7 protein-coding genes are annotated in these 5,962 nt (G+C 72.0%); 2 read left to right on the top strand and 5 right to left on the bottom strand.

Features of this window, described 5'->3' with window-relative positions; translation table 11 throughout:
* Positions 1–178: 178 nt before the first annotated feature.
* The 5 genes from AB0A74_RS42380 to AB0A74_RS42400 form a co-directional block, all read right to left on the bottom strand.
* Complete coding sequence (locus tag AB0A74_RS42380; protein ID WP_358258861.1) at positions 179–1,114, bottom strand: hypothetical protein; 936 nt, start codon at positions 1,112–1,114, stop codon at positions 179–181.
* 61 nt (positions 1,115–1,175) lie between these two features.
* On the bottom strand, positions 1,176–1,388 hold the full coding sequence (locus AB0A74_RS42385; RefSeq protein ID WP_358258862.1) for a hypothetical protein: 213 nt from the start codon (positions 1,386–1,388) through the stop codon (positions 1,176–1,178).
* A 1-nt stretch (position 1,389) separates the two neighbouring features.
* Complete coding sequence (locus AB0A74_RS42390) at positions 1,390–2,574, bottom strand: S8 family serine peptidase (protein WP_358258863.1); 1,185 nt, start codon at positions 2,572–2,574, stop codon at positions 1,390–1,392.
* Between the two features lie 116 nt (positions 2,575–2,690).
* Positions 2,691–3,872, bottom strand: a complete 1,182-nt coding sequence (locus AB0A74_RS42395) for a cation:proton antiporter (protein ID WP_358258865.1) — start codon at positions 3,870–3,872, stop codon at positions 2,691–2,693.
* A gap of 7 nt (positions 3,873–3,879) precedes the next feature.
* The gene (locus AB0A74_RS42400) at positions 3,880–4,359 is read right to left on the bottom strand and encodes a cation:proton antiporter regulatory subunit (RefSeq protein WP_358258866.1); all 480 of its coding nucleotides are present in this window, start codon (positions 4,357–4,359) and stop codon (positions 3,880–3,882) included.
* Between the two features lie 19 nt (positions 4,360–4,378).
* Here AB0A74_RS42400 and AB0A74_RS42405 point away from each other — a divergent pair, with 19 nt between their 5' ends.
* Both AB0A74_RS42405 and aroH read left to right on the top strand, forming a co-directional pair.
* On the top strand, positions 4,379–5,485 hold the full coding sequence (locus tag AB0A74_RS42405) for a DUF1015 family protein (protein WP_358258868.1): 1,107 nt from the start codon (positions 4,379–4,381) through the stop codon (positions 5,483–5,485).
* Between the two features lie 9 nt (positions 5,486–5,494).
* Positions 5,495–5,857, top strand: a complete 363-nt coding sequence (aroH, locus tag AB0A74_RS42410) for a chorismate mutase (RefSeq protein ID WP_343940250.1) — start codon at positions 5,495–5,497, stop codon at positions 5,855–5,857.
* Positions 5,858–5,962: the final 105 nt, after the last annotated feature.

Consider the following 5,962-nt stretch of genomic DNA (forward strand, 5'->3'; position numbering starts at 1 on the left):
GGGAAATCTGTGGTAGCCCTTCGGGCGGGCCATACGGAGATGACACAAGCAAGAAGCCCGGCTTGGGTTGTGTCCCCTCCGGTGGACTGCCCGCTGGCGGCTTTGCCGCCTGGGGGGTTGTGTTTTGCGTGGCGAACCGGGACGGTGACTGGCCCACCGTCCCGGTTCGTGCCGCCGGTTACTGCGTCGGCGGCGGGAACTGGCCGGGGCGCGGTTGGGGCTGGACCGGTGCCCCGGCCGGAGGAGTGGGCATGTTCTGGGTCGGCATGTTCTGGGTCGGCGCGCTCTGGGGCGAGGCGCCGGTGCGGGTCGTCGCGTGGGCCGGGGTTTCGGTCGGGCGCGGGACCTGCTGGGTGGGGGCGTCCTGGGTGCGGCGGACGTCCTCGCGGCCTCGCTGGTAGGCCTCGGCCTGGGCCTTCGCCTGCGGGACCTCGTTCTCCGCCTTGGTCAGCCAGCCTTCCCAGCGCTGCTGCATGGGCTTGACCAGGCCGCCGCCGACGCCGACGACCGCGATGCCGCCGACGGTCGCCAGGAGTGTGATCAGGATCGGCATGGTCACCGTGGTCGCGATGCCCATCTGGTTCAGGGCCGCGATCACGCCGAGACCAATGATGAACCACGACGCGACGTTGGCCACCATCCGCCCGTACGACAGACCGCCCAGCGCGCGCGACACGAGGTCCTTCACCGCGCGGGCGATGGCCGCCGCCACCACGATGATCACGATCGCGACGATCGCCCGCGGCAGCCAGGCCACGATCTCGGTCAGCAGGTTGCTCACCGGGTTCGACCCGAACAGGCCGAACGCGATCTGCAGGGCGATCAGCAGCACCGCGTAGTACACGATCTGCGCCACGAGGCCGGAGGCGTCGAACCGGGTCCGGGACAGGGCGTCACCGATGCCGCCGCGCTGCACGGCGCGGTCGAAGTGGACGCGTTCCAGCACCTTGTTGACGGCGGTGCGGAGCAGGCGGGCGACGATCCACCCGATCAGCAGCACCAGCAGGAACCCGACCAGCTTCGGCAGGAACGTCACCACGGAGCGCAAGGCGTCACCGGTGGCCTCACCGATGCCTTGGGCCTGCGCCGTCTGCACGGCGAGCAGGGCGTTCATCGTTTCGACCTCCTCGGGGGAGTGGTTCGTCTCACCGAACCGGTTACCCGAGGTGGTCGGTTCAAACCCCTGGTAGTCCCACCTGCCGCTGCCGCTCGACGTGCACCACGCCGGGCACCCGGCGCAGCGCGAACACGCCCTCGGCGGGCACCGTCCCGGTCACCACGCCGAGCGCGGCCAGCACGCCCTCGACCGCCATCCCGGCCCGTTCGAGGGCCGGGACGACGGTCGCCAGGTCCGCGTCGTCGGCGACGGTGACCGCGACGGGCACCACGTCAGGGCGCCTGCACGAGACCCGCGCCGACGTCGGTGGAGGGCAGCGGGAGCCGCCGGGCCGACTGCATCAGGCGCGCCCACAGCTCCCAGCCGCGCGCGTTGTGGTGCTGGGCCATGAGCGCGGCCACGCCCGCCACGTGCGGGGTCGCCATGCTGGTGCCCTGGATGCGCTTGTGCAGGGTGTCCCCGGACTTGCCGTTCCAGCTGGAGTACACGTTCACGCCGGGCGCGACCACGTCGACCTGGCCGACCGTGTCCACCGTGCCGCACGAGAAGAACGCCATCGCGCGCTGGTCGTCGATCGCGCCGACGGCCAGGATGGACGGGCAGTTCGCCGGGTGGCCGACGGGGGCGATCTTGGCCGGCCGACGGCTCTCGTTGCCGGCGGCGGCGACGATGAGCGTGCCCTTGCCCAGGGCGCGCTGGCCGACGGTCTCGTAGACCTGGGAGTGCGGCGTGCCGGGGCGGACCGCGGAGCCCAGGGACATGGAGATGACGGCGCACCCGTTGGCGAGCGCCCACTCGATGCCGGCGAGGATGCCGCCGTCGGAGCCGAAGCCCGCGTTGGACAGCACCTTGCCCGCGTAGATGTCGGCCTCGTAGGCCACGCCGTAGCCCGGCCCGCCGGACGCGGGCTTGCGCGGACCGGCGGCGGAGCCGATGCAGTGCGTGCCGTGGCCGTGCGCGTCGTCCACCGTCTCGCCGGTGATGAACGACTGGGTGAGCACGGTGCGGCCGGCGAAGTCCGGGTGGTCCACGGTGAACCCGGTGTCCAGGACGGCCAGCCGGACGCCCCGGCCGGTCGCGGTGCTGATGTTCGCGCCGACGGCCTGCAGGCCCCACGTGAACACGGACTCGTCCACGGCGGCTGCCACGTCGTCCTGCGCGGGCGCGGTGAGCGCCTGCACGACGCGCTCGGGTTCGACCAGCGCGATCGGTCCCGGCGCCTCGGCCGCCGCGGCCAGCGCGTTCACCTGGTCGGGTTGCGCGTTGACCACGGCGACGCCGAGGCCCGCGTAGATGACGCCGTCCACGGTCTGCAACGACTCGGCGGTGGCGCCCTCCAGCGTGCTCGCGGTGCGGATGCCGGCCACGGTCGACAGTTCCCGGGCGCCCGCGGCGACCGACCCGTCCTGGAGCAGGACGAGGTAGCGGCCGGTCGTGGTGTCGGTCGGTTCTGGCATGACGACCCCCTTGGGGTTGGGCAGTCAGGTGTAACCCCGCGACGCGCTCGGGCTCAAGCGGCCGTTCGTGGGTGCTTATGCCATACGGGAGAACCGATGTCGGAATGAGATACAGATCAGGCCGCGGCCGGTTCCGTACCACGCTTTCGGGTGAATTTCGCGAGCGGTTCGACCACGCGTGCCGCGACCGGTCCGAGAACCGCCATCAACAACACGTACGCCGTCGCCAAGGCCGCCAGCTCGCCGTCCACGCCGCCCGACGCGACCGCCAGCGAGGCGATGACGATCGAGAACTCACCCCGTGCGACCAGCGCCGCACCCGCGCGGGCGCGGCCCAGCCGGCCGATGCCCTGCCGCTGGGCGGCCCACCACCCGGTGGCCACCTTGGTCACCGTCGTGACGACCGCCAGGATGATCGCCAATGCCAATACGGGTGGAATCGATGCCGGGTCGGTGTTGAGTCCGAAGACGACGAAGAACATCGCCGCGAAAAGATCACGCAGCGGTTCCAGCATTCGCGTGGCGTTCTCCGCCGTGGAACCGGAGATCGCGATCCCGAGCAGGAACGCGCCGACCGCCGCCGACACCTGCAACTGCGCCGCCACGCCCGCCACGAGCAGCGCCGCGCCGAGCACCTTGAGCAGGAACACCTCGGGGTCGGGGCTGTCCACCAGCGCCGACACGTACTTGCCGAACTTCAGCGCCACGACCAGCACGACCGTGATGGCCAGCAGCGAGATGCCGACCGCCGTCAGCCCGCCCAGGAAGCTCACGCCGGCCAGCACGGCGGTCAGGATCGGCAGGTAGACCGCCATCGCCAGGTCCTCGAAGACCAGCACGGACAGCACGACCGGCGTCTCCCGGTTGCCCAGCCGGCCCAGGTCGCCGAGCACCTTGGCGATGATCCCGGAGGAGGAGATGTAGGTGACGCCCGCCATCGCCAGCGCGCCCACCGGTCCCCAGCCGAGGATGAGCGCCGCGATGGCGCCGGGAGCCGCGTTGAGCACGATGTCCACGACACCGGCCATCCACGACCGCTTGAGCCCGGTCATCAGCTCCGCCGCGGAGTACTCCAGGCCGAGCAGGAGCAGCAGGAGGATGACGCCGATCTCGCTCGCGATGTGCGTGAAGTCCTCGATGCCGTGCAGCGGCACGAGCCCGCCCTGGCCGAACGCCAGGCCGCCGATCAGGTAGAGGGGGATCGGCGAGATGCCGATCCGCCAGGCCATCTTGCCGAGGAGACCGAGTCCGAAGAAGACGGCGCCGAGCTGGACCAGGGCGATCGCTGTGTTGTGCAAGTTGTCCTCAGCCGTCCAGGATGTCCGCTGTCTTGGCCAGGCCGTCGGTCGTGCCCACCACGACCACCAGGTCCCCGCCCGCGAACACGAAGTCCGGGCGCGGCGACGGGTGCACCGAGCCGGCGCGCACCACGGCCACGATGGACGAGCCGGTGCGGGTGCGCAGCTCGGTCTCGCCGAGCGTGCGGCCGTCGAAGGTCGAGCCGGGGACGACCGGGAACTGCCTGGTGGAGATGCCCGCGACGTCGCGGTGCTGCTCCTCCAGGTGCGCGACCAGCTGCGGCGCGCCGAGCAGGCCCGCGAGGGTGCCCGCCTCCGCCGGGGTCAGCGCGATGGACGCGGAACAGTCGTCGGGGTCGTCCTTGCTGGACACGATCAGCTCGAACTTGCCGTCGCGGTGGGTGATGACGCCGATCCGGCGTCCCGCGCGGATCATGAAGTCCTGGCGGGTACCGATTCCCGGCAAGGGCGTGACCTCGACGTTCATGAGATCGATAGTAGTCGGTATGGGTGATCGGGTACGGGCCGTGCGCAGCGGCTGGGTGGTGCGGGACCGGGTGCCGGGACCGGACGTGGACGAGTTCGCCGAGCCGGAGCGGGTGGTGGAGGCGTTGGCGGGGTCGCGCGGCGGGACGCTGCTGGCCGTGCAGCACCCGCACCGCACGCCGGCGGCGCTGGCGGCCGGGTTGAGCCTGGTCGACGCCCTGCCGAGCGCGCGCGTGGAGCTGGCCCACCTGTGCCGCACGGCGTACCGGCGGGTGCACGACGTCGTCGCGCCCTACCGGGTGGACGGGCCGGACGGGACGGCTTACGGCCTGCTGTGCATGGCCGACCCGGCGGCCGTGGGGCACACCGAGGAGGTGTACCCGGACGTGGTCGCCGAACGGGCGCGGGTGCTGTCCGGGTTGGGCAGCGTGACCAGCGCGGCGCTGCTGGTGCCGGTCGGGGCGTCGGAGCTGACCCGGCTGGTGGCGTCGGTCGAGGGGCCGGCGGACGTGTCGATGGTGGACCCGAGCGGGCGGCGGCACTGGCTGTGGCTGGAGGGTCCCGGACCCCGGCAGGACGCCCTGCTGGCGGCGGCCGGGGCGCACCCGTTGATGGTCGCGGACGGCAACCACCGGGTGGCGGCTGCGGCGGCGGCCGGGTTGCCGGGGCTGTTGGCGCTGGTCACGGCCGGTCCGGACCTGCGGGTGGGGCCGATCCACCGGGCGTTGGTGGGGACGGGGTTGACCCTGGAGGACATGGCTGCGGCGTGGCGGTCGTTGGGTGTGGGTGTGGAATGGGACGACGTGTCCGCGCGGCCGTCGCCGGGGGTGGTGGTCGCGGTGTCGGGGGCGCGGGCGTTGCGGGTGGAGCTGCCGTCGGTCGGGGTGGACCACGCGTTCGTGGAGTCGGAACTGCTGGAGAAGGCACTGGGACTGGACCCGGAGAGCCCGCTGGTGCACCCGGTGACGGCCGGCGCCCCCGTCGACGCGGACGCCCTGCTGCTGATCGCGCCGGTGCCGCTGGCGGACGTGCTCGCCGTGCACGCGGCGGGTGGCCGGATGCCCCGGAAGAGCACGTACTTCACCCCGAAGCCGCGCAGCGGGCTGTTGTTGGCCGACCTGACCTAGTCTCGGGGCATGGCGGTGAGGGCGGTGCGCGGTGCTACCCAGATCGACGCGGACGAGCGCGAGCAGGTGCTGGAGGCGACGGCCGAACTGGTGCGTGAAGTGCTGGAGCGCAACGGGCTGACGGCGGAGGACCTGATCTCCGTGGTCCTGACGGCGACGCCTGACGTGGTGTCGGAGTTCCCTGCCTATGCGGCGCGGATGGCGGGGCTGGCGGATGTGCCGTTGCTGTCCGCTACGGAGATCGACGTTCCGGGCGCTATGCCGCGGGTCATCCGGTTGCTGGCCCACGTTGAGACGGATCTGCCGCGTGCGTCGGTCAAGCACGTTTACCTGCGTGGGGCGGCTGGGTTGCGTACTGATCTCAGCCGGTAGTTCAAGATCGAAAGCGGCGCTCGCCGCGCGGCAGGCCCCCGGAGGGGAAGGGCGTCGGTCTCCCTCCGCACGGCCTGCCGGAGGCAACCACAGATCGCCGGGGTC

It is taken from the genome of Saccharothrix sp. NPDC042600 (genome assembly GCF_040647305.1).
Lineage (GTDB): Bacteria > Actinomycetota > Actinomycetes > Mycobacteriales > Pseudonocardiaceae > Actinosynnema > Actinosynnema mutabilis.